Origin of the sequence: Microbacterium sp. 1.5R (genome assembly GCF_007667425.1) — a bacterium.
In the GTDB taxonomy this organism is placed as follows: domain Bacteria; phylum Actinomycetota; class Actinomycetes; order Actinomycetales; family Microbacteriaceae; genus Microbacterium.
The window spans coordinates 186,782-208,020 of record NZ_VDRC01000002.1; the positions used below are offsets into that span (position 1 = coordinate 186,782).

General features: G+C 70.6%; 20 protein-coding genes. 14 read left to right on the forward strand and 6 right to left on the reverse strand.

Features of this window, described 5'->3' with window-relative positions; translation table 11 throughout:
- Nucleotide 1 precedes the first annotated feature (1 nt).
- Together FSY98_RS11845 and ccsB are read left to right on the forward strand one after the other, a co-directional pair.
- Complete coding sequence (locus tag FSY98_RS11845; protein WP_144876884.1) at nt 2-1,696, forward strand: cytochrome c biogenesis protein ResB; 1,695 nt, start codon at nt 2-4, stop codon at nt 1,694-1,696.
- 4 nt (nt 1,697-1,700) lie between these two features.
- Nucleotides 1,701-2,690 carry a c-type cytochrome biogenesis protein CcsB gene (ccsB, locus tag FSY98_RS11850; RefSeq protein ID WP_144876885.1) on the forward strand — a complete coding sequence of 330 codons (990 nt, stop codon included), beginning with the start codon at nt 1,701-1,703 and terminating at the stop codon, nt 2,688-2,690.
- Nucleotides 2,691-2,716: 26 nt separating this feature from the next.
- Here the strand turns inward: ccsB and FSY98_RS11855 are convergent, their stop codons facing one another.
- The 3 genes from FSY98_RS11855 to FSY98_RS11865 form a co-directional block, all read right to left on the reverse strand.
- Nucleotides 2,717-3,301 carry a 2'-5' RNA ligase family protein gene (locus FSY98_RS11855; RefSeq protein ID WP_260857388.1) on the reverse strand — a complete coding sequence of 195 codons (585 nt, stop codon included), beginning with the start codon at nt 3,299-3,301 and terminating at the stop codon, nt 2,717-2,719.
- 67 nt (nt 3,302-3,368) lie between these two features.
- Entirely contained in the window at nt 3,369-5,240 is a 1,872-nt protein-coding gene (locus FSY98_RS11860; RefSeq protein ID WP_144876886.1) for a YhgE/Pip domain-containing protein, read from the reverse strand.
- Nucleotides 5,237-8,143 carry an efflux RND transporter permease subunit gene (locus tag FSY98_RS11865; RefSeq protein WP_260857389.1) on the reverse strand — a complete coding sequence of 969 codons (2,907 nt, stop codon included), beginning with the start codon at nt 8,141-8,143 and terminating at the stop codon, nt 5,237-5,239. Before FSY98_RS11865 ends, FSY98_RS11860 begins: the two co-directional genes overlap by 4 nt.
- 122 nt (nt 8,144-8,265) lie before the next feature.
- Here FSY98_RS11865 and FSY98_RS11870 point away from each other — a divergent pair, with 122 nt between their 5' ends.
- Nucleotides 8,266-8,886 carry a TetR/AcrR family transcriptional regulator gene (locus FSY98_RS11870; RefSeq protein WP_144876887.1) on the forward strand — a complete coding sequence of 207 codons (621 nt, stop codon included), beginning with the start codon at nt 8,266-8,268 and terminating at the stop codon, nt 8,884-8,886.
- Nucleotides 8,887-8,899: 13 nt separating this feature from the next.
- Here FSY98_RS11870 and FSY98_RS11875 read toward each other — a convergent pair whose 3' ends face one another.
- Entirely contained in the window at nt 8,900-9,880 is a 981-nt protein-coding gene (locus tag FSY98_RS11875; protein ID WP_144876888.1) for an o-succinylbenzoate synthase, read from the reverse strand.
- A 182-nt stretch (nt 9,881-10,062) separates the two neighbouring features.
- On the opposite strand from FSY98_RS11875, the gene FSY98_RS11880 reads away from it, so the two are divergent.
- The 11 genes from FSY98_RS11880 (at nt 10,063) to FSY98_RS11930 (ending at nt 20,007) form a co-directional block, all read left to right on the forward strand.
- On the forward strand, nt 10,063-10,395 hold the full coding sequence (locus tag FSY98_RS11880; protein WP_144876889.1) for a PadR family transcriptional regulator: 333 nt from the start codon (nt 10,063-10,065) through the stop codon (nt 10,393-10,395).
- A gap of 1 nt (nt 10,396) precedes the next feature.
- Nucleotides 10,397-11,395 (forward strand): permease prefix domain 1-containing protein, encoded by a 999-nt coding sequence (locus tag FSY98_RS11885; protein WP_144876890.1) that lies wholly within the window; start codon nt 10,397-10,399, stop codon nt 11,393-11,395.
- 108 nt (nt 11,396-11,503) lie between these two features.
- Nucleotides 11,504-12,415, forward strand: a complete 912-nt coding sequence (locus FSY98_RS11890) for a 1,4-dihydroxy-2-naphthoyl-CoA synthase (RefSeq protein WP_144876891.1) — start codon at nt 11,504-11,506, stop codon at nt 12,413-12,415.
- Nucleotides 12,416-12,430: 15 nt separating this feature from the next.
- Nucleotides 12,431-13,585 (forward strand): AMP-binding protein, encoded by a 1,155-nt coding sequence (locus FSY98_RS11895; protein WP_144876892.1) that lies wholly within the window; start codon nt 12,431-12,433, stop codon nt 13,583-13,585.
- 106 nt (nt 13,586-13,691) lie between these two features.
- Nucleotides 13,692-14,483: a class I SAM-dependent methyltransferase gene (locus FSY98_RS11900; RefSeq protein WP_144876893.1), complete on the forward strand. Its 792-nt coding sequence runs from the start codon at nt 13,692-13,694 to the stop codon at nt 14,481-14,483.
- A 66-nt stretch (nt 14,484-14,549) separates the two neighbouring features.
- Nucleotides 14,550-15,722: a sensor histidine kinase gene (locus FSY98_RS11905; protein ID WP_144876894.1), complete on the forward strand. Its 1,173-nt coding sequence runs from the start codon at nt 14,550-14,552 to the stop codon at nt 15,720-15,722.
- Complete coding sequence (locus tag FSY98_RS11910; RefSeq protein WP_144876895.1) at nt 15,719-16,354, forward strand: response regulator transcription factor; 636 nt, start codon at nt 15,719-15,721, stop codon at nt 16,352-16,354. Before FSY98_RS11905 ends, FSY98_RS11910 begins: the two co-directional genes overlap by 4 nt.
- A 140-nt stretch (nt 16,355-16,494) precedes the next feature.
- A complete protein-coding gene (locus FSY98_RS11915; RefSeq protein WP_144876896.1) occupies nt 16,495-17,256 on the forward strand; it encodes an ABC transporter ATP-binding protein in 762 nt (253 codons plus the stop codon).
- Nucleotides 17,253-18,725, forward strand: coding sequence for an ABC transporter permease (locus FSY98_RS11920; protein WP_144876897.1), 1,473 nt, complete (start codon nt 17,253-17,255; stop codon nt 18,723-18,725). Before FSY98_RS11915 ends, FSY98_RS11920 begins: the two co-directional genes overlap by 4 nt.
- Nucleotides 18,726-18,793: 68 nt before the next feature.
- Nucleotides 18,794-19,450, forward strand: coding sequence for a 2-phosphosulfolactate phosphatase (locus FSY98_RS11925; RefSeq protein ID WP_144876898.1), 657 nt, complete (start codon nt 18,794-18,796; stop codon nt 19,448-19,450).
- 41 nt (nt 19,451-19,491) lie between these two features.
- The gene (locus FSY98_RS11930; RefSeq protein ID WP_144876899.1) at nt 19,492-20,007 is read left to right on the forward strand and encodes a DUF3054 domain-containing protein; all 516 of its coding nucleotides are present in this window, start codon (nt 19,492-19,494) and stop codon (nt 20,005-20,007) included.
- A gap of 96 nt (nt 20,008-20,103) precedes the next feature.
- Here FSY98_RS11930 and FSY98_RS11935 read toward each other — a convergent pair whose 3' ends face one another.
- Nucleotides 20,104-20,592 (reverse strand): SprT-like domain-containing protein, encoded by a 489-nt coding sequence (locus FSY98_RS11935; protein WP_144876900.1) that lies wholly within the window; start codon nt 20,590-20,592, stop codon nt 20,104-20,106.
- 91 nt (nt 20,593-20,683) lie between these two features.
- Nucleotides 20,684-21,211 (reverse strand): hypothetical protein, encoded by a 528-nt coding sequence (locus FSY98_RS11940; RefSeq protein WP_144876901.1) that lies wholly within the window; start codon nt 21,209-21,211, stop codon nt 20,684-20,686.
- Nucleotides 21,212-21,239 lie beyond the last annotated feature (28 nt).

Below are 21,239 nucleotides of genomic sequence, written 5' to 3' on the forward strand. Positions count from 1 at the left end.
CGTGAAGACCACGACTCGCGACACGAGCAGCGATCCGCTCCGCCCGTCCGACCACATCGACGGCGAGGAGGCGATCACGCAACCGCGCCTCGGGTTCGTGGGCTGGCTGCGGTGGGGCTGGCGTCAGCTGACGTCGATGCGCACGGCGCTCATCCTGCTGCTCGTGCTGGCGATCGCCGCGATCCCCGGCTCGATCTTCCCGCAGCGCATGGCCGACCCGAACGGCGTCACGCAGTGGCAGCGCGACAATCCCGACCTTTTCCCCGTCCTCGACGGGCTGAAGATGTTCGACGTGTACCTGTCGCCGTGGTTCTCGGCGATCTACCTCCTGCTCTTCACGTCCCTGGTCGGCTGCGTGATCCCGCGCATCAGGCACCACGCCAAGGCGCTGCGTGCCCGGCCTCCCCGCACCCCGGCGCGACTGCAGCGGCTCGCCGACTTCCGCACGGTCGAGCGCACCTCGACGGATGCCGCGGCCGACGCATCCTCGTCCATCGACGTCGCGCAGAAGCAGCTCAAGGCCCTCGGATATCGCGTCGAGCGCTACGACGACAAGCGCTCGGCGTCGGTGTCGGCGGAGCGCGGGTACTGGCGCGAGACGGGCAACCTGCTGTTCCATCTGGCGCTGGTGGGGGTGCTCATCACGGTCGGTGTGGGTGGCGGCTTCGCCTACACCGGTCAGCGAGTGCTCGTCGAAGGGGAGACCTTCGCGAACACCCTGCTCGACTATGACTCGATGAACCGCGGACGCTTCGTCAGCGACGACGCCCTCGCGCCGTATTCGATGCGCCTCGACTCCTTCGACGTCTCCTACCAGCCGTTCGGCGAGGCAGGCTCCGGTCAGGCCGGCGACTTCTCGGCCAATGTGACCGTGCTGGAGAACGGCGATGAGCGTTCCGGAGCCGTGAAGGTGAACGAGCCGCTCGGCGTCGCCGACGACAACGTCTTCCTGCTGGGCAACGGGTACGCACCGACCATCACGGTGCGCGACCCCGACGGTGACGTGGTGTTCACGAACAGCACGCCGTTCCTGCCGCAGGACAACAACATGACCTCGCTCGGCGTGATCAAGATCCCCGACGGCCTCGCCGAGCAGATCGGCCTGGTCGGCTTCTTCTACCCGACCACGGCGGTGCTCGACACTGGCGCGTTCTTCTCGGCCTACCCCGACCTCACCAACCCGACGCTGACACTCGACGTCTACTCGGGCGATCTCGGCATCAACGACGGCGTGCCGCGGTCGGTGTACGTGCTCGACACCGAGGGCATGACCAAGGTCACCGGCCGCGGCACGGACATCGACTCGATCGAACTCGCGCCGGGAGACACTGCAGACCTGCCGAACGGCCTCGGCACGGTCACGTTCGACGACGAGTCTCCCGCCGGTGCGGCGGACGCCTCGCAGTCGGTCAAGCGCTTCGCGTCGCTGCAGATCCACCGTGACGCGTCGGGGCCGTGGGTGCTCGGCTTCGCGCTGCTCGCGCTCGGCGGCCTCATGCTCGCGCTCTTCGTGCCGCGTCGCCGCGTGTGGATCAAGGCGACGCCGGTCGACGGGGGAGTCTCGCTGGAGTACGCGGGCCTCGCGCGCGGTGAGGATCCGACGCTCGCGGCCGCGGTGGACGACCTCGTCGCCGGGCACGCACGCCTGCTCGGTCCCGACGACCGGCCCGTTTCCGACACCCCGAAAGTAGACTGACACCATGCTCGATCTCGAAGTGATCTCTCCCGTCCTCCTGTGGACGGCGATCGCGATCTACGCGGCGGCCTTCGTGGCCTACGCCTTCGACCTCGCGCGTCGCTCGCAGCTCTCTGCGGACGCGGCGAGCGTGCGCGAATTCGAGCTCGTCGGCGCCTCGGCCGGGTCGCGCGGCGGTGCAGTCGCGAAGGGCAGCGCCGCGGCATCCGACTCCGAGTCCGCCCCGAAGCGCTTCGTCATGGCGCGCATCGGCACGTCGCTGACCGTGCTCGCATTCGTCTTCCATCTCGCCGCCACGCTCACCCGCGGCTTCGCGGCCGGGCGCGTGCCGTGGGCGAACCTGTACGAGTTCGCGATGATGGGCACCCTGCTGATCGTCGCCGTCTTCCTCGTGGTGCTGACCCGCATCGATCTGCGCTTCCTCGGCACCTTCATGACCGGTCTGGTCGTGATCCTGCTGGGTCTCGCTGCGACGAACTTCTACGTCGAGGTCTCGCCCCTCATGGACCCGCTGAAGAGCGTGTGGCTCGTGATTCACGTCTTCGTGGCGTCGCTGGGCACCGCGTTCTTCGCGCTGTCGTTCTCGCTCTCGGTGATCCAGCTCATGCAGGCGCGTCGCGAGCGTCTGATCTCGGAGGGGGCGGAGAAGACCGGACCGGGCTTCCTGCGTACCTTCCCGGGCGCGGACCGCCTCGAGAGCATGGCGTACCGCTTCACGATCATCGGCTTCATCCTCTGGACCTTCACGCTCATCGCCGGCTCGATCTGGGCCTACTACGCGTGGAGCCGCTTCTGGGGCTTCGACGTCAAGGAGACCTGGACCTTCGTGATCTGGGTGCTCTACGCCGGCTACATCCACGCCAGGGCGACGCGCGGCTGGCGTGGCAACCCGTCGGCCTGGCTGTCGATCGTCGGCTTCTCGGCCGTGATCTTCAACTTCACGATCGTGAACGTCTTCTTCAAGGGCCTGCACGCCTACTCCGGCCTGAGCTGACGCGCCGCTTCCACACTCCGAGGCGGTCAGCCGCCGAGGCGGATGACCTCGGCGTGCTCCACCCCTCCGTCGTACGAGACGAGCTCGATCTCGTCGATGATCTCGGACGGGTGATCCGACAGCTCCCGGACGGATGCCGTCGCCAGCGCGTCCCATGCCTCGGGGGAGAGCGTCTTGCCGTAGAGGACCGACAGGTGGAAGGTCCAGTCCTCGAGGCTCAGTTCGCCGAGCCGGTAGAAGTCGGTCGCCTCCAGCGCGCCGGTGAGGCTCGCATAGGCCGAGACGAGTGACTCGCTGCGCACGAGTCGCAGGATCAGGATCTGCCAGGGCATCGGGAAGACGTCGACGGCCTCGACCGTGACCTCTATCGGAGACTGCACGGCCGCCCACTCCCGCACCAGGGCGGTCAGCTCGTCGCGCCGCTCCGGTTCGTAGAACCCGCGCAGCGTGACGTGACCGGTGTGCGGGTGACGGACGTCGGCGCGCTGCAGCGCGGCATCCTGCTCCCGCTCGTAAAGTGCGGCCACCGCCCCCGTCGGTCGCAGCACGAGGTACTGCTGGCCGTCGAGCGAGGCGAGCTGATCGGGGGTGTCCATGAATGGTCGGCGCATGTCCCGATCGTACGGAGACGCCCTGCTGTTCGTTGTCACACCGGGCCGGATGAGCGTCACACGACGATCAGGCGGTCGCCAGGGCCGCCTTCACCGAGGTCGTGCGGCGCAGCGTCACGGCCAACGTCGTCGCGACGAGGGCCAGAACACCCCACACCACCAGCGCGGACGCGGCGGCGCCGTTCGCCGAGATCAGACCGGAGAAAGCGGATGCCGTCGGCAGGGCGGCGCCGATCGCGGCCAGCCACTCGGGCACGGTCGAGACGATCCCGGTGGCGATGGCGAGCACGCCCACCAGAGCGGCGACCCACCTGCCCGCCCCGCCGAAGACGGCCACGAGCGCCTGGTTCACTGCAGCGAACGCCACCGCGGCGAGCACGGCCATGCCGGCGAACGCCCACCAGGTGGCGGCGTCGTAGCCGGCGACGATCTGCACGATGAGCGCCACGAGCACGCCCTGACCGGCGCCGATCGCCGCTGCGGGCGCGAAGGCACGCAACGCGAGACTCGCCGACGAGCGGCGCGAGGTCAGCGTGCCGGCGGTGTGCGGCCGCAGCACGAGGAACGAGGCCAGCGCCCCGAACCACAGCACGACGGCCGTCAGCAGCGGGATCGCCGTCGGCCCGAAGATGGTGTCACCGGCGCCGTCGGCGGCCACCGGATCGGCGATCACCGACGCGAGAGACGTCGACTCGGATTCGCTGAACGAGGGGAGGGAGTCGGCTGCCGTTCGCAAGCCCCCAGCCAGGTCGCCGGTGCCCGTGGCGAGGCTGTCGAGCCCCGTCGTGAGTTCGGCCGCGCCGGTGGCAAGGTCGTTCGCTCCGGTCGCCAGCTGGTTCGCACCAGTGCCGAGCGTCCGAGCGCCAGTGGCCGACGGTGCGAGGCCGTCGTCTGCGAGCTGCGTGAGGCCGCTCGCGAGCTGCGTGGCTCCGTCGCCCGCCTGGCTCATCTGCGGGGCGATGACGCCGGGGAGTGCGGCGAGCTGCTGCACGCCCTGGTCGGTCTGCGTCGCACCCGCCGCGGCTGCGGCCAACTGCTGGCAGAACTCCGGCGAGCCGCCCGAGACGGTGCATCCGCCCGCGAGCTGCTGCAGACCGGCTGCCAGCTGCGCCGACCCTTCGGCGACGAGAGCCGCGCCGCTCGCCTGCGCCTGCAGCTGCTGACCCCCTGCGGTCAGACCGTCTCCGATGGTCGCGGCACCAGCTGCTGCCTCCCGGGTCTTGCCGGTGAGGGTGTCCAGCCCTGAGGCGAGTGTCGAGGCTCCCGACCCCAGCTGCGTGGCACCCGAGGCGAGCTGCGTCGCACCGTCGGGGATCGCGGCGGCGCCGGTCGCGGCATCCCGTGCGCCCGTGGCGAGCTGGGCGGCGCCGTCGGCTGCTTCCCCGATCTGGTCGCCGATGGTGGTGAACCCGACGAGGATGTTGTCTGTCGTCGCCTCCGAGATCATGGAGCCCAGGCTGGACGCCGCGACGGTCGCGATCTGGCTGGTGATGAGGTCGTCGGCCACGAGGCCGTCGTCGGGGGTCGTGACGCGGATGGTGGCCTGCTCGGCGTCGCCGCCGCCGTCGGAGATCGCCTGTCCGGCCGAGGTCGCGGCGGCGGAGAAGTCCTCGGGGATCGTGATGACGGCCTGGTACGTGCCGTCCGCGAGGCCGTCTGCGGCATCCTCCTCGTTCGAGATCACCCAGGTGAGGTTCGAGTCGAGGTCGTCCGAGCCCTCTACGAGACCCGAGGCGAGCTGGCGGCCGAGCGGGGTGAGCTGCCCGTCGATCTCGACGGGGTCGTCGAGGTTCACGATCGCGGCGGTCATCGAGTCGAGGCGCTCGGTCGGGTTCTGCAGGGCGGCGACGAGGATGCCGCCGATGGCCGCCGGCAGCAGCAGGATGCCGAGGATCGTCAGCCACGTGAGCGGGCGGCGGGCGGAGAGCGGGCGGTTCATGCGTGCACCTCGGTCGTGGTGTCGGTGTCGGTGTCGGTGTCGCGGTCGCTGTCGCTGTCGCGGTCGCTTAGGCGGCGAGACCCCGACTTCGCGTCGAGACCCCCCGCTGTTGACGTCAAGAGGGCGGGGTCTCGACGCGAAGGCGGGGTGTCGACGGAGGGGGCCGGCGTGTGGGGCGCGGCGGTGTCGAGATCGGTCGGGGCGGGCGCTGTGCGTCCGGCCGCTTCGAGCACGGCGACCGCGGGGCCGGGGGAGCCGGCGGTGAGCACCACCGCGAGCGTCGGGTCCGCGTCGCGCAGGCGCGCGACGAGCTGGTCGTGCTGCGGTTGCGACAGCCGGTCGACACCGTCGATCACGAGGAGTGCCGGGTGCCCGCGCAGTGCCTCGGAGAGCTCGGATGCTGTGCGGTCGGCATCCGTGGAGATGACAGCGCCCACGTGAGCGCGCACCCAGGCCGCGCGGCCGGGCAGCAGATGGCCGGCGACCCGCAGGCGCCCGCCATCGGGGGTGATGCGCCCCGCGAGGGCGAGCGCGAGAACGCGCCGCGCGCCGGCCGACGCCCCCGTCACGACGGTCGAACCGCCGGGCGCCACCCGCAGGTGCAGCGCCCGGATCCCGGCATCCGTGATCGCGAGATCGTCGGCGGCCACCACCGAGTCGTCGCCGGGCCAGTCGGCCAGGTGACGCTCGCGCTCGACCGCCTCGCCCTCGATGTCGACGCTCGGCAGGATGCGCTCGAGCCACGCCGGGATCTGCCAGGCGCGTTCTCCGAGGATCGCCATGAGTGCGGGGATCAGCGTCATCCGCACGAGGAACGCGTCGATCGCGATGCCTGCCGCGAGGCCCAGCGCGATGGGTTTGAGCGAGGAGTCGCCCTCCGGCACGAATGCGACGAACACCGCGAACATGATGAGTCCGGCGGCGGTGACGACCTTGGCCGACCCGGTGAACCCGCTGCGCACCGCGCGGAGGGCCGCTGCGCGCCGGGTGAGACGATCCGGGCTCTTGGAATCGGGGTCGTGAACGTAGTCCTCGCGCATCCGCGAGACGAGGAACACCTGGTAGTCCATCGCGAGGCCGAAGAGCACGCCCATGAGGATGATCGGCATGAAGCTGATGATCGGTCCGACCTTCGCGACGTGCAGGGCGTCGGCGAACCAACCCCATTCGAACACCGCGCCGACGATGCCGAATCCGGCGACGATCGACAGCAGGTAGCCGGCGGCCGCGGTCACCGGCACCCACAGCGACCGGAAGACGATCGTGAGCAGGATCAGCGAGAGGCCGATCACGAAGATGCCGAACGGCAGCAGAGCGTGGCCGAGCTGATCGGAGATGTCGATGCCGACAGCCGTGAAGCCGGTGACCTTGAGGTCGACGCCGAACTCGTCGAGCCACTCATCGTGGTGTGCGCGGAGCTCCCGTACGAGGTCGGCGGTGGCCGGGTCGTCCGGTGCGGTCTCGGGGACGATCTGGACGATGCCGGTGTCGGCCGTCTCGTTCGGGGTGGCGAGGGCGACCTCCTTCACGCCGTCGATCTTCGCGACCTCGTCGCCGAGATCCTGCATGAGGGTGAGTGGATCGGTGCTCGTGACGATGGTGCCGGTGAGGATCAGCGGGCCGTTGAAGCCCGCGCCGAACTCGTCGGCGACGAGGTCGTAGCTCTGCCGCGCCTCGGAGTCCCTCGGCAGCACGCCCGCGTTGGGCAGGGCGAGGTTCAGGCTGAGCGCAGGCACGGCGACGATGCCCAGACCGATCACCACGGCGAGCGACACGAGGATCGGCCGCCTCGTGACACCGGCCACCCAGCGCTCGCTGAAACCCCGGCGGGGGGCGGGAGCCGCCTGGCCCTTCTTCGCCCTCGGTGCGCGGCGCGGTCGCCCGACGACACGACCCTTCATGAAGCCGAGCAGAGCGGGCGTGAGCGTCACGGCGATGGCCACGGCGATCGCGACGGCGACCGAGGCGGCGATGCCCATGGTGGTGAGGAACGGGATGCCGGCGAAGCCGAGCCCGATCAGCGCGATGAGCACCGTGACTCCCGCGAACACCACGGCCGAGCCGGCGGTGCCCACCGCGCGGGATGCGGACTCCTCGGGGTCGGTCCCCTCTCTCACCTGGTCCTGGTGCCTGGCCATGATGAACAGGGCGTAGTCGATGCCGACGGCGAGTCCGAGCATGAGTGCGAGCAGCGGGGTCGTCGACGAGACCGTGGCGAAGGCTGTGGCGGCGAAGATGCCTGCCATCGAGATGCCCACGCCGAGCACAGCGGTGAGGAGGGGGAGTCCGGCGACGACGAACGAGCGGAACGTGACGATCAGCACGAGCAGGGCGATGAGCAGGCCGACGGCCTCGGTCAGGGTGACTCCGGGGATCGACGTCGCGAACAGATCGCCGCCGAGGGCGGTCTGCGAGCCGGAGGGCAGCTCGTCGGAGAGATCGGCGACGACGGCGCGGAGGTCGTCCTTCGTCTGGTCGTCGATGTCGCTGGACTGCCCGTCGAACTGGAGTCGGATGATCCCGGCGGTCTCGTCGTCGTTGACCATGCCGCTGACGTTCTCATCGAACGGTGAGGTCGCCGAGAGGACGGAGTCGTCGAGATCGGCGAGCTTCTCGACCGTGTCCTCGATGTCGGCCCGGTATGGATCGTCGGCGATCGAGTCGCCGTCGGCGGTGACCACGATGATCTGCGCGCTCGTACCGCTGACCTGGGGGAACGAACGGTTCAGCTGCTCGAGGCCCGCCTGCGACTCGGTCCCAGGGATCGAGAAGGTGTTGTCGGTCCCCGCGCCGAGCACGAGTGCTCCGGCGCCGGCCAGACCCAGTGCGAGCAGCCACGACACGAGGACGCGCCAGGGGTGCCGGTACGACCAGCGACCGAGCGAGGACAGCAGTGTGGACACGAGGCTCCTCCGAGGATGCGGGTTGGATACACAAATGTATCCAATACATAGTTGTATCGTAAGGTGATCGGCACGCCGGAGTCTGTGGACAGGGTGTGAGAATGAGGGGTCAGGAGGATTCGATGACGACGACCGCCACTCGGAGCAGGGAGAACACCCGCGCCCGTCTGCTCGACGCCGCGGCGCAGGTCTTCGCCGAGGTCGGACTCGAGGGTGCATCGGTCGAGACGGTGTGCGAACGCGCCGGCTTCACCCGCGGCGCCTTCTACTCGAACTTCGAGTCGAAGGACGAGCTGTTCCTCATGCTCGCCGGCCGCGTCGCCGAACAGCGCGTGGATGCCGTACGCACCAGGGTCGAGGAGATCGCCGCCGACGGCGGACTCGTGGACGACTGCGACCCCGTCGACCTCGTGCAGCAGATCATGGACGCCGGCAGCGACGACCGCCTCAACGTCATGCTGATGAGCGAGATCCGCATCCGCGCCCTGCGCGACGCGCAGTTCGGCGCGGCCTACCTCGCCCAGGAGCGCGAGATGGTGTCGAGCATCGCGACGATCGTGTCGGACATCGTCGACGCGAGCTCGCTCGAACTGCGCATCCCCGCGGACGCCGCCGCTCGCATGCTCATGATCATCTGGGAGGGCATGACCGTGCGCGGAGCGATGGCCGGCCACGACGCCGAACAGCTGCGTCACTCCGGCAGCGAGGAGCTCGGCCGGCTCGTGCAGCTCCTGCTCGCCTGATCGCCGTCGGCGGCTAGCCGATCGCGGCGAGTGCCTCGTGGCAGCGGCGGAGGCGGTCGAGCCACCAGTCGCGGCGGTCATCGCCGGCCGCTAGGCGGGTGAGGGCGGCGGCATCGGGGATGACGCGCCCCGCCGGGATCGCGCCGTCGACCGGGCGGCGGTCGGCGACGTCGTCGACGAAGAGGGATGCCGTGCCGAGCCCGCAGTCGTAGTCCAGCGTCGGCAGCGCGGCGGCGAGGGCGGCTCCCTGCGAGAGGCCGATCGCGGTGTCGAGGGCGCTCGACACGACGACCGGAAGTCCGGCCGCGGTGACGATCTGCAGCGCGTGGGTGATGCCGCCGAGCGGCTGCGCCTTGATGACGAGCAGGTCGGCCGCCTTCGCCCTGGCCACGGCGAGCGGGTCCGACGACTTGCGCACGCTCTCGTCGGCGGCGAGCGGGATGCCCATGTACTTCACGCGCGTGCGGAGCTCGGTGAGCTCCGGCACCGTCGCGCACGGCTGCTCGATGTATTCGAGGTCGTACTCGGCCAGGGCGTGCGCGGCGTGCTCGGCTTCGTCGACGTTCCAGAGTCCGTTCGCGTCGACGCGGATGCGCCCCTCCGGTCCCATCGCCTCGCGCACGGCACGGACCCGCGCGACGTCGTCGGCGAGCGACTGGCCGGGGTCGGCGACCTTGATCTTGGCGGTGCGGCAGCCGGCGAAGCGGGCCAGCACCTCGGGCACGCGCTCCGGATCGACCGCGGGGATCGTCGCATTCACGCGGATGCGGTCGCGCACCGCCGTGGGCTGCGGGCGCCACGCGAAGTCGATCGCCGCGCTGAGCCACGTCGCTGCCTCGGCGTCGTCGTACTCGAGGAACGGCGAGAACTCAGCCCATCCTTCCGGACCTTCGAAGAGCAGCGCTTCGCGGGTGTCCACCCCGCGGAAGCGGGTGTGCATCGGGAGGGCGACGACCCGGGCGGAGTCGAGCAGGTCTGCGAGCGGCGGGATCATGTGCCCATTCTGCTCTGCCGTGATCCCCAGCGAGTCGAACTCGGCGCGAGCCACCGCATGCAAACAAATCTGGCTCGCACGCAGAGGGGTGGGTTGGCTCCGTGCCGCTGCCGGGTCGGGAGATGGCGCTTATGACGATGTGTCGTTGACTATAGTGTGTGACACACAGTAATGTGATGGACATGAACGAGACGCTCGACACCCACCTGCAGGAGCTGCGGCGCGGCACCGTGGTGCTCGCGTGTCTGCAGTTGCTGCGTGCCGCGGGGTACGGCTACGGCCTCCTCGAGCAGCTCGCCGCCCGAGGGTTCGCCACCGACGCGAACACGCTCTACCCGCTGCTGCGTCGTCTCGAGAAGCAGGGGTACCTGACCAGCGAGTGGAACACCGACGAGGCGCGACCCCGCAAGTTCTATCGCACCTCCGAGTCCGGCATCCGGCTCGCCGACACACTCACCGACGAATGGCGCGCACTCACCGCGGCCATCGCCTCTCTCACCGCAGAGGAGAACTGACATGCCCCGCACCAGCACCGCCACCCTCACCGAGCGCTACATCAGTGCGACCGTCCACAGCCTGCCACCCGAGACGCAAGACGACGTACGGGCCGAGCTCGAAGCATCCATCGCCGATGCCGTCGAAGCACGACGGGAGCAGGGCGAGGGCTCGCAGAGTGCTGAGCGCGCCGTCATCGTCGGGCTCGGGGACCCGGGCGTCCTCGCGGCCGGATACGCCGATCGGCCGCTGCAGCTCATCGGTCCGAAGTACTATCTCACCTGGTGGCGTCTGCTGAAGGTGCTGCTGTGGATCGTGCCGACCTTCGCCGGTGTCGGCGTCGCGATCGGGAAGGTCTTCGAGTTCGCGACCTTCGGCGAGACCGCGGGCGCGGTGGCGACCACAGTGGTGCTGTCGATCGTGCACGTGGGCTTCTGGACGACCCTCGTCTTCGCGATTCTGGAGCGCACCGCCACCGGCCTGCGCTCGACCTGGAATCCCGACCGGCTGCCCGATCCCACCGATCCCGGTCCCGGTCGCGCCGATCTGATCGCCACCGCCGTCTTCCTCGTCGCTGCGGCCGGTGCGATCCTGTGGGATGCCTTGCGCGGTTTCGTCCGAGATGACGGCGTGCCGGTGCCGATTCTCGACCCCGCTCTCTGGCCACTCGGCATGGCCGTGCTGTTCGCGCTGATGCTCGGCGAACTGGTACTGGCGATCGTCGTCTACCGCGCTCGGCGCTGGACGATCGGAGCCGCCGTGGTGAACACCCTGCTTGCGGTCGCTTTCGTGGCAGTCGCGCTGTACCTGCTCCTCTCCGATCAGCTCGTGAACCCCGGGTTCCTGGAATATCTGGCCACCGCGCACGCCGCCGAGCTGGCTGAGGTCGACGCGCGAGCCGCCGAGCAGGGCGGGATCATGAACGTCCTCTCCGTCATCCTCGGCGTGGTCATCGTCGGCGCAGGGCTGTGGGATGCGATCGACGGCTGGATCAAGGCGCTGCGCGCTCGCCGCTCGTGAGGCACGGGCACTCCGGTCGCACTTCGTGCCGTTCCCCGCGCACGGAAACGGCACGAACTGCGACCGGAACGCCTCGCCGACCGGACCTCCGGGAATAGGCTGGATGCCGTGACCAGCGCATTCGTCTCCGACCTGTTCGACCCCGACGAATGGGTGCTCGCGCCCGGCGCGGAGGACTACACCGACATCACCGCCCATGTCACGCACGACGGCGGCGTCGCCCGCATCGCCTTCAACCGCCCCGAGGTGCGCAACGCGTTCCGCCCGCACACGGTCGACGAGCTGTACCGCGCGCTGGACACCGCCCGACAGGATCCGCGGATCGGCGCCGTGCTGCTCACCGGAAACGGGCCGAGCCCGAAGGACGGCGGCTGGGCCTTCTGCTCGGGCGGCGATCAGCGCATCCGCGGACGGGACGGCTACAAGTACTCCGACGACGAGAAGGTCGTGCACGACCCCGCGCGCGCCGGGCGCCTGCACATCCTCGAGGTGCAGCGGCTGATCCGCTTCATGCCGAAGGTCGTCATCGCCGTCGTCCCCGGCTGGGCGGCCGGGGGAGGCCACTCCCTCCATGTCGTCTGCGACCTCACCATCGCCTCCGCCGAGCAGGCGCGCTTCAAGCAGACGGATGCCGACGTCGGCAGCTTCGACGCGGGATACGGATCCGCGTACATGGCACGGCAGACCGGTCAGAAGTTCGCGCGCGAGGTGTTCTTCCTTGCCGAGGAGTACTCGGCGCAGCGTGCGTACGAGGCCGGCGCCGTGAACCGTGTCGTGCCGCACGACGATCTCGAGCGCGAGGCGCTGGCGATGGCGCGCACCGTGCTGACGAAGTCCCCGACCGCGATCCGCATGCTGAAGTTCGCGTTCAACGCCGTCGACGACGGGCTCGTCGGGCAGCAGGTCTTCGCGGGTGAGGCCACGCGTCTCGCCTACGGCACCGACGAGGCGGTCGAAGGTCGTGACTCGTTCCTCGAGAAGCGCGACGCCGACTGGTCGTCGTTCCCCTGGCACTACTGAGATCCTGAGGCCCCCATGGTCGCGCTGATCCCGATGGATGCCGACGATCCGGCGCTCCTGCGCGATGCCCTCGCCCGGGCTCTCGACCACGGACCGGCTCTGGGTTTCGGAATGCTCGCGGACGCTCCGGACTGGGTGCCGCAGGGCACCGCCGTGGTCATCGCGACGTCGGGGTCGAGCGGGATCCCCAAGCGGGTCGCGCTCAGCGGCGAGGCCCTGCGGGCGAGCGCGGAGGCGACGGCCGCACGCCTCGGCTCCGGACGCTGGCTGCTGGCCCTGCCCGCCGGGTACGTCGCCGGACTGCAGGTGCTCGTGCGGTCGTATCTCGCCGGCACCGAGCCGGTGGCGCTGGCCGGCAGGTTCTCCCCGGAGTCCTTCGCGGAGGCGACCCTGTCGATGCTGCGCCCGTCGACCGGTGGGGCAGTGCCCGAGCTGTACACCTCGCTCGTCCCCGCCCAGCTGTCGACCCTGCTCGACGCGGCCGACGATGCTCCGGTACGTGCGGCACTGCGGGCGTACCGTGCCATCCTCGTCGGCGGTCAGGCGCTTCCCGAGCCGCTGCGCGACCGCGCGGACGACCTGGGGGTGCAGCTCGTGCGCACCTACGGGTCGACCGAGACGAGCGGCGGCTGCGTGTACGACGGCGTCCCGCTCGACGGCGCCCTCGTGCGGGCGGTCGGCGGCGAGCTCCGCATCGCCGGCCCCATGCTCGCTGATGGCTACATCGGCGATGGTGCCCTGACCGCCCACAACTTCGTCCGCGACGAGCACGGCATCCGCTGGTATCGCACCGGCGACCTGGGCCTCGTCGAAGACGGAGTGGTGCGGGTGCACGGCCGCGCCGACAACGTGATCGTGTCGGGCGGCATCAACGTCTCCCTCGATCGCGTCGAGCGGATCGTCCGTGCCGTGCCGGGGCTGAGCGGCGCAGTCGTGGTCGGCGTCGAGGACGAGCGCTGGGGAGAGGCGTCGGTCATCGTCGCGGCACGCGGCGCGGCCCTGCGCCGCAGTGAGGCCGAGCAGCTCGCTCACGCCAGGGACGCCGTCGCGGAGCAGCTCGGCAGGCATGCGCGTCCGGCGCGGCTCATCCTCGTCGATGAACTGCAGGTGCTCGCGTCGGGCAAGCCCGACCGTGAGGCGATCCGCCGAGCCGTCGCCGACCTGCGCTGACTGAGCGAGCGGCATCCGTCGACCCTGTGCGGAGCCGCCGAGACGCCCCGGGCGCAGGTGATGACATCTCGTCGGGCGGCGGACCGGCGTCCTGACACACTGGAGCATGGCCATCTACACGCACGGGCACCACGAGTCCGTCCTCCGCTCGCACAATGTCCGCGATATCGGGAACTCGGCGGCATACCTTCGGCCGCACCTGCACGACGGCGTCCGGTTGCTCGACGTCGGCGCGGGGCCCGGCAGCATCACGGTCGACTTCGCGTCCGTGGTCGCGCATGTGACCGCGACCGAGATCGACGAGGCCGCCCTGTCGCTCTCGCGCGAACTGGCGGCCGAACGCGGCCTGACGAACCTCGACTTCTCCGTCGAGGACGTGCATGAGCTGAGCTTCCCCGACGGCAGCTTCGATGTGGTGCACGCCCACCAGGTGCTGCAGCACGTGGCCGACCCAGTGCAGGCGCTGCGCGAGATGCGTCGCGTCGCGGTTCCCGGCGGCGTCGTCGCGGCGCGGGACGCCGACTACGCCGGGTTCCTGTCGTTCCCGGTGCTGCCCGAGCTCGACCGCTGGCTCGACCTGTACCGACGCGCCGCACGAGCAAACGGCGGGGAACCGGATGCCGGACGGCGGCTGCTCTCGTGGGCGCGCGCCGCGGGGTTCACGGACGTCGAGGCGACGGCATCCACGTGGTGCTACGCGACTCCGGAGCAGCGGGAGTGGTGGGGCGGGATGTGGGCGGACCGCATCCGCGAATCCGCCCTCGCGCGGCAGCTCCTCGACTCGAAGATGGCGACCGCGGGCGATCTCGACGAGATCAGTGCGGCGTGGAGGCGCTGGGCCGCCGACGGCGACGGGTGGTACCTCGTGCCGCACGGCGAGATCATCGCCCGCGCCTGATCGCGCCGGGAGCGCGTACATCTGCAGACGGATGCCGACGGCATCCTTGCCGCGTAGCGTGGAGGAGTGATCCGCTCGCTCTCGCGCACCGCGCTCACCCTCGACATCGTGGGGGCGGCGCTGCTGTTCATCGTGTGCACGCCGTTCTCGGTCATCTTCTATCACACGAGTCCGAACGAGCTCACCGTCCCGGCAGTGGTGGCGTCGATCGCCGCAGGTGCCCTGATGTTCGGCGGTGTCGCGATCGGTCGGCTCTCGCCCGCGCTCGCCCTGATGGCGGCCTGGGCCGGCGCCATCGTGCAGATGCTCGCCGGATTCGGACCGCTGCCCATCGACATCGCGATCCTCCTGGTGCTCTACGCCACGGCGGCCTGGGGGTCGCGGACCGTGCTCTGGTGGGGGTTCGCGTCGGTCATCGCCGGGAGCTTCACAGCGACGGTGTACATCGTCGTGGTCAACGGGCTCGTGGTCAACGCCGCCAGCGGGTGGAACGCCATCTCGACCAGCACCCTGCTGCTCGTGCTGTCGATCCTCGCGCTGGGTTTCGCGTGGGTCTGCGGGCTGCTGTGGCGAGTGGTGCTTCGCGCCCGCCGCACCCGAACCGCCCAGCTGCAGGCCGAATCGCTCGCCGCAGAGGAGCAGGAGCGTGTGCGCATCGCGCGCGACATGCACGACATCGTGGCGCACTCCCTCGCCGTGGTCATCGCGCAGGCGGACGGAGCGCGGTACGCCGCAGCCGTGAAGCCCGAGATGGCGACCGAGGCGCTCGGCACCATCGCGCAAACCGCGCGCGGCGCGCTCAGCGACGTGCGCCTGCTGCTGACCCAGTTGCGGCACCGGCAGGGCGACGGCCCGCAGCCGACGCTCGCCGACCTCGAGACGCTGTTCGCGCAGGTGCGGCAGGCGGGCATCGAGCCGCGGATCACGATCGATCCGACGCCGCCCGGCGAGCCGCCAGGGGCCATCCAGCTCGCCGTCTACCGCATCCTGCAGGAGGCGCTCACCAACAGCATCCGCCATGGAGACGGAGAGGTCGACGTGCATCTCGCGTGGTTGCCCGACCGGGTCGAGATCCACGTGCGCAACACCGTCGGATCGGGGCCGTCGCAGCCCAGCGGAGGGCACGGTCTCATCGGCATGCGCGAACGGGCGCAACTCGTGGGCGGTAGCCTTCAGGCGGAGCGAGAGGGCGCGCAGTTCGTCGTGCGCGCGGCGCTCCCGATCGGAGAGGCTGCATGATCAGGGTCGTACTCGTCGATGACCAGGCGCTGTTCCGCGCCGGCATCCGGATGCTCATCGCCTCGCAGCCCGACCTCGACGTCGTCGGAGAGGCGGGCAACGGGCAGGAGGCCATAGACCTCGTCCGGGCGCTGCATCCGGACGTCGTGCTGATGGACATCAGGATGCCGGTCATGGACGGCCTCACTGCGACGGCCGAGATCCTCACGCAGCCCGAGCCGCCGCGCATCGTGATGCTCACCACGTTCGATCTCGATGAGGCGGCGGCCCGTGCCATCCGGCAGGGAGCGAGCGGTTTCCTGCTCAAGGACGCCGACCCCGAGTTCCTGCTCGCCGCGATCCGCACCGTGCACTCAGGGTCCAGCGTGATCGCCGCGTCCGCCACCCGCGAGCTCTTCGCGCACTTCGCCGAGGCGCCCCAGCCCGTGCCGCCTCAGTTCGCCGCGCTGACGGATCGCGAACGGGAGATCTTCGCCCTCGCCGCACGCGGTCTGTCGAATTCCGAGATCGCCGCGCGCGAGTACCTCAGCGAGGCGACGGTCAAGACGCACATCAGCCGCATCCTCACCAAGCTCGCCCTGCGCGACCGCGTACAGCTCGTCGTGTTCGCCTTCGAGCACGGCCTGGCCTGACCCGCGCGCCGGGCGCCGCGCTCGCACCGCGCGCCGCGCAGGGAGGGGTGGATCGGGCGGATGCGGATCATCCTCCAGATGTACGAGGATGCGTCGCCAGGGCGACGCGCCGGGAACACCCCCGCGAATAGCGTCGAAGCATGGAGATCACGACCACCGACCTCGGGCTCGCAGCCCGCGTCCAGCACCTCACGAAGACGTACGGCTCGGGCGAGGGCACGGTCCACGCCCTCGACGACGTCAGCGTCGGAATCCGCCGCGGCCAGTTCACCGCGATCATGGGTCCGTCCGGATCCGGCAAGTCCACCCTCATGCACATCATGGCCGGGCTCGACGCGCCCTCCGACGGGCGGGCGTGGATCGGCGATACCGAGATCACGGGTCTCGGTGACCTCGACCTGACCGTCCTCCGCCGCCGCCGCGTCGGCTTCATCTTCCAGGCGTTCAACCTGGTGCCCACGCTCACGGCCCTCGGCAACATCCTGCTGCCGTTCGAGCTCGACGGGCGTCGACCGAGTGCCATCGAGCGGGCCCGTATCGACGGGCTCGTCGAGACGCTCGGCCTCGGGTCACGGCTCCAGCACCGTCCGCATCAGCTCTCGGGCGGACAGCAGCAGCGCGTGGCGATCGCCAGGGCCCTCGCGACCGCGCCCGACCTCGTGTTCGCGGACGAGCCGACGGGCAACCTCGACTCGCACACCGGCCGCGAGGTGCTGCAGCTGCTCGCTGCGGCGAGCCGGGAGCACGGCCAGTCCATCGCCATGGTGACGCACGACGCGATCGCCGCCAGCTACGCCGATCGGGTCCTGTTCCTCGGCGACGGCCGCATCGTCGCCGACCACCCCCGCCAGAGCGCCGAAGAGATCTCGGCCTACATGCTCGCCGCCGAGGTGACGGCATGACCGCCGTGGCCGAGCCGCTCACGAAGACCATCGTCCCCGAGACGGCGGCCACCGGTCCGCGTCTCGCGTGGCTCCGCGACCGCGGCATGGGTGCGAGCGTGCTCGTCGCCGCGCTGTCCGCGGGGTTCGGGGTCGTGCTCGTCGAGACGACGGCGTTCCTCGGGGCCGTGCTGCAGGCCGACCCGTTCATCGGCGACAGCGAGACGCTCGCCGTCGTCGTCGGCATCCTCTCCGTGCTCCTGGCCGGGGTCGCGATGTACGTCGCGGCCATCGTGACGGCGAACACCTTCTCGACGATCATCGCCGGACGCACGCGACAGATCGCCCTCATGCGCCTGATCGGCGCGACGGCTCAGTCGCAGCGCAGTGAGGTCGGCAGACAGGGGCTCGTCGTCGGAGTGATCGGCGCACTGCTGGGCTTCCTGGTCGGAGTCGGCATCGCTGCGGTGGGCGTGCTGGTCGGGTCTCAGCTCATCGCCACCGTGCCGGCGGACTTCACCCTCGCCCAGCCCTTCGTGGCGCTGCCGGTCGTCGGTGTGGCGCTCACGACGTGGGCCGCCGCCTGGGCCGGATCGCGTCGTGTGCTCACCGTCACGCCGCTGCAGGCGATCGGCGGATCCGTCGAGCGCACGCACGACGAGGTCTCCCGTCCCGGGCGCCACGTCGGCGCGTGGATCCTCCTCGTCGCGGGCGCTCTGCTGCTCGCGGGCGGGGTCGTTCTCGGGCTGCTGCATCCGCTCGGCGTGGTCGTCGCGTTCTTCGGGGGGCTGCTGTCGTTCACGGGTCTCGCCATGGGGTCCGTGCTGTTCATGCCGCCGGTGCTGCGACTCGTCGGCCGGATGTTCGGATCGAGCGCCACCGCGCGACTCGCCGCCGAGAACGCCCTCCGCTACCCCGAGCGATCATCCCGCATGGCGATCGGCGTGGTGATGGGCGTCACCCTGGTGACGATGTTCGCCGTCGCCCTGGAGTCGGTCAAGCAGATGCTGATCGGGCAGTCGGGCGGCGACGTGCCGCCGGAGTTCTTCACCCCGTTCGACGCGTTCGCCGGAGTCATGATGGTGCTCGTCGCCGTCTCGGCCGTGATCGCCGCGGTCGGACTGGTGAACCTGCTGACCATCGGCGTCGTGCAGCGGCGCCGCGAGCTGGGACTGCTGCGATCGATCGGGCTCTCGAACAGGCAGGTGCGCCGCATGGTGCTGCTGGAGGCGACGCACATCACGGTCGCGGCGACGCTCACCGGCCTCGTCCTCGGAGTCGTCTACGGGTGGATCGCCGCGCAGTCGCTGCTCGGCTCCACCCCGACGCTGCCCGACTTCGAACCGGCGGGGCTCGTCGCTCCGCACGTGCCGTGGCTGCCCGTCGTCATCATCGTCATCGCGACGGCTACGCTGACCCTCGTGGCCGCTGCCGCGCCCACGCGCCTCGCGACCAGGGTGGCTCCGGTCGAGGCGCTCGCCGCCGACTGAGCGTCATCTTGCGTCACCCTCGCCCTCGTTCAGAGGGCGGGGGTGTCGTCGCGCCATAGGCTGGACGGATGCCGACTCCCTTCGACCAGTCCACGTATCAGGTGCGCCTCGACTGGGGCGTCGAAGGCCTCGGGCGCCTGGCCGCAGCCGACGTCGTCGTGGTGGTCGACGTGCTGCGCTTCTCGTCGACGGTGGCGGATGCCGTCGCCGCCGGCGCCACCGTGTCTCTCGCCGACGCGGGGGAGTGGTCGCGCAACGGCGCTGCGGTGGCGGCCGCCGCGGAGGGGGCGACAGTCTTCCTCGGTAGCGTGCGCAACGCCGGTGCCGTCGCGCGGGCGATCGCCGTCGAGCAGGAGCGACGCCACGCCCGTACCTCCGTCGCCGTGATCGCCGCTGGCGAGCTCGACAGCACGGGCGGGCTCCGATTCGCCGTCGAGGATCAGCTCGGCGCGGGGGCGGTGATCGCCGCCCTCACCGATCTCGGCATCGACCACACCGCTCCGGATGCCGCGGTGGCCGCCGAGGGGTTCCGCGCTCTCCGCCGGGCGCTGCGTCACATGCTGAGCGCGAGCGGATCGGCGCGGGAGATCGCCGGCGGCGTGCCGGCGACGGACCGCATGGCTGCCGCGGGCCTCACCCCGACCACCGCCGCGGATGCCGCGGAGCTCGACGCGATCGACGCGGTCCCCGTGCTCCGAGACGGGGTGTTCGTCGCCTTCGCGTGAGTCTGGCGACGGATACGCCGACCTGGTCGTAGGGTCGGGGCATGAGGTTCGTCCCCGCCTTCATCCTCGACGCCCTGCTCGTGCTCGTCTTCGCCGTGATCGGTCGAGCCTCCCACCAGGAGGACGCAGCGGGCTTCCTCGTCACGGCCTGGCCGTTCCTCGTGGCTCTGTTGCTCGGACACCTCGTGGCGGCGCTGCTGCCAGGGCGTCCCCGGCGCCCCTGGTCACTGGCCTGGGGTGCCGTCGTCTGGGGCGTGACGGTGGTCGGGGGACTGCTGCTGCGCGTGGCCGCGGGGGACACGGCGCAGGTCGCCTTCATCATCGTCGCGACGCTGGTGCTCGGCGTGCTGATCGTGGGGTGGCGTGCGGTCGCGGCGGCGCTCCGCCGCCGGTCGAGCGCGCGGGCGTCCTCCGCCCACGACGGTGACGACGAGCCCCTCGACGGCGCGACCATCCACGATGGCTCCGAGGCGATCGACGAGCGTGTCGAGACGGCCGACCCGGCCCCGTCAGCGGGGGATGCCGGAGAGCCCGGCGACCGGCCCCATCGCGACTGACTCCGGACTCCGCGAGCGCTCAGACGGCAGCGCCGCCGCGCTGCCGCGCTGCCGCGCTGCCGCGCTGCCGCGCTGCCCCGCTCGACTGACCGCTGCTCAGCGCGACAACTGTGCGGCGAGCCGGGTGTCGGCCGTGATCTCACGCCTCGTCCACGAGAAGAGGTGCCGCGCGTCGAAGGTGCGGGAGCAGCGGGCGCACGAGGTCGCGCGTGACGGACGGCGGTGACGGTACGTCACATGCCCCGCGGGGCATTGCCCGACCCAGGGGGCCAGCTCGACGGCGGTCTCGCCGTGGTGCGTGGTGCCCCCGACGTAGCCGAGGTCGCGGGCCACTCGCTTCCAGACGGGGCCGTGTGCGGCCGCATGGCCTGCGAGCGCATGGGCGACCTCGTGCAGGAGCACCTGGTGGATCTCGTCGTCGTCGAACCGAGCGGCCAGATACCGCGACACTGTGATGCGCTTCTTCGAGTAGTCGCACTGGCCGGCACGGCGCTTCGCATTGTCGAATCCGAACGACCAGCTGTCGTCGAGATGCATCGAGATGAGAGCGTCGCCCCAGACGCGCACCCGGTCAAGTTCCGCCATGCGATCAGGTTAAGCCCTGCCGCCGACATCGCCGCGGCACCCCGCGCGACGGATGCCGCACGAGAGCCGCCGTGCGGCATCCGTCGGAGAGTCAGCCGGCGAGGAGTTCGGACGAGCGACGGCGCTCGGCAGCCTCGATCGCGAGCAGCACCGTCTCGAGTTCGCGGTCGTCGGCCCCGGCCTCCCGCCGCAGGAACAGCGACTGCTTGAAGCTCTCGCGCGCCGTGTCGTAATCGCCCGCCTCGTAGGCGTTGCGACCGTGGTGGTGGTACGCGAAGGCGGCGATCGACACCCACCGCTGCCCCTCGGCCTCGGTGGCGCACGTCGCCAGCTCCTGCTCGGCGGCGGCGTGAGCGCGGCGGTGCTGCAGCACGGTGGCGTGCAGCACACGGGCCCGGATCACGTCCTTGCGGGTGCCGGCCATGCGGGCCTGGCGCACGGCCTCGTCGGCGATCGAGAGCGCGTCGTCGAGGCGGTTCAGCACCTTCAGCAGCCACACCCGCTCGAGCAGAGCGGGAAGGCTGCGCTGGTGCGAGATCTCGTCCAGCCGTGCCGCGCATTCATCGAGATCGACCAGCTCGCGAAGACTCTCATGGTCGTATCCTCGGATGAAACTCATTGCTCTCCTCTCGCAGCATCCCCCGACC

What these genes read in the sequence shown, in the direction of transcription:
- ccsB (WP_144876885.1), top strand. Translation starts at nt 1,701, where the DNA reads ATGCTCGATCTCGAAGTGATCTCTCCCGTCCTCCTGTGGACGGCGATC.
- FSY98_RS11855 (WP_260857388.1), bottom strand. Translation starts at nt 3,301, where the DNA reads ATGCGCCGACCATTCATGGACACCCCCGATCAGCTCGCCTCGCTCGAC.
- FSY98_RS11860 (WP_144876886.1), bottom strand. Translation starts at nt 5,240, where the DNA reads ATGAACCGCCCGCTCTCCGCCCGCCGCCCGCTCACGTGGCTGACGATC.
- FSY98_RS11870 (WP_144876887.1), top strand. Translation starts at nt 8,266, where the DNA reads ATGACGACGACCGCCACTCGGAGCAGGGAGAACACCCGCGCCCGTCTG.
- FSY98_RS11875 (WP_144876888.1), bottom strand. Translation starts at nt 9,880, where the DNA reads ATGATCCCGCCGCTCGCAGACCTGCTCGACTCCGCCCGGGTCGTCGCC.
- FSY98_RS11880 (WP_144876889.1), top strand. Translation starts at nt 10,063, where the DNA reads ATGAACGAGACGCTCGACACCCACCTGCAGGAGCTGCGGCGCGGCACC.
- FSY98_RS11885 (WP_144876890.1), top strand. Translation starts at nt 10,397, where the DNA reads ATGCCCCGCACCAGCACCGCCACCCTCACCGAGCGCTACATCAGTGCG.
- FSY98_RS11895 (WP_144876892.1), top strand. Translation starts at nt 12,431, where the DNA reads ATGGTCGCGCTGATCCCGATGGATGCCGACGATCCGGCGCTCCTGCGC.
- FSY98_RS11900 (WP_144876893.1), top strand. Translation starts at nt 13,692, where the DNA reads ATGGCCATCTACACGCACGGGCACCACGAGTCCGTCCTCCGCTCGCAC.
- FSY98_RS11910 (WP_144876895.1), top strand. Translation starts at nt 15,719, where the DNA reads ATGATCAGGGTCGTACTCGTCGATGACCAGGCGCTGTTCCGCGCCGGC.
- FSY98_RS11915 (WP_144876896.1), top strand. Translation starts at nt 16,495, where the DNA reads ATGGAGATCACGACCACCGACCTCGGGCTCGCAGCCCGCGTCCAGCAC.
- FSY98_RS11920 (WP_144876897.1), top strand. Translation starts at nt 17,253, where the DNA reads ATGACCGCCGTGGCCGAGCCGCTCACGAAGACCATCGTCCCCGAGACG.
- FSY98_RS11925 (WP_144876898.1), top strand. Translation starts at nt 18,794, where the DNA reads ATGCCGACTCCCTTCGACCAGTCCACGTATCAGGTGCGCCTCGACTGG.
- FSY98_RS11930 (WP_144876899.1), top strand. Translation starts at nt 19,492, where the DNA reads ATGAGGTTCGTCCCCGCCTTCATCCTCGACGCCCTGCTCGTGCTCGTC.
- FSY98_RS11935 (WP_144876900.1), bottom strand. Translation starts at nt 20,592, where the DNA reads ATGGCGGAACTTGACCGGGTGCGCGTCTGGGGCGACGCTCTCATCTCG.
- FSY98_RS11940 (WP_144876901.1), bottom strand. Translation starts at nt 21,211, where the DNA reads ATGAGTTTCATCCGAGGATACGACCATGAGAGTCTTCGCGAGCTGGTC.